The following is a 540-nucleotide window of genomic DNA, read 5'->3' as shown; positions in this document are numbered from 1 at the left end:
CTCCCCCGCCCACAACGCCTTGTACAGCCGGTCCACGGCACCCTGGTCCAGGTTCGTGCTGGCCGCCAGCTGCCGGCGGTAGCGGGCCCAGCCCTTGAGCTTGGTGGCCAGGGTGCGCGGTTCGAAGGGCTTGATGACAAAGGCCAGCACCCCGGCGCGCAGGGCCGCGGCGATGTTCTGCGGTTCGCTGGCGGCCGAGACCATGATGACATCCACGTCCAGCACCTTGGCCAGCTCCAGGCCGCTCACGTGCGGCAGGTACAAATCCAGCAGCACCAGGTCCGGCTGCTGCGCGGCCACCACCTTGGGCACCGTGCGCGAATCCTGCACGGTTCCAGCGCCGTGAAACCCGGTATCTCATTGACCATGGAGGCGTGCAGTTCACCGACCCTGAAGTCATCGTCGACGATCAGCACCCGGTAGTCCCCAGGGGTTGGCATGGTTCAGCCCTTCCTTTCCTCGCTTAGTACCGACGGCAGCCGGGCGGCAATGACCGCCCCGCCGTGCTCCCCGCCCTGGTCGGCCACCCACACGTCCCCG

2 protein-coding genes are annotated in these 540 nt (G+C 68.0%); both read right to left on the bottom strand.

What is annotated here, in order from left to right:
- On the bottom strand, positions 1-312 hold a 312-nt coding region (locus JCM19049_RS17230; RefSeq protein WP_279403525.1), incomplete at its 3' end, for a response regulator.
- Positions 246-440: a hypothetical protein gene (locus JCM19049_RS21740; RefSeq protein WP_279403524.1), complete on the bottom strand. Its 195-nt coding sequence runs from the start codon at positions 438-440 to the stop codon at positions 246-248. The genes JCM19049_RS17230 and JCM19049_RS21740, both read right to left, overlap by 67 nt.
- Positions 441-540: the final 100 nt, after the last annotated feature.

This window comes from Arthrobacter sp. JCM 19049, from assembly GCF_001310435.1.
The sequence above is the reverse complement of the archived record's forward strand: the minus strand, read 5'-3'. Positions and strand labels throughout refer to the sequence as shown.

Coding starts and splice junctions, on each gene's coding strand:
- JCM19049_RS21740 (WP_279403524.1), bottom strand. CDS start 440: ATGCCAACCCCTGGGGACTACCGGGTGCTGATCGTCGACGATGACTTC.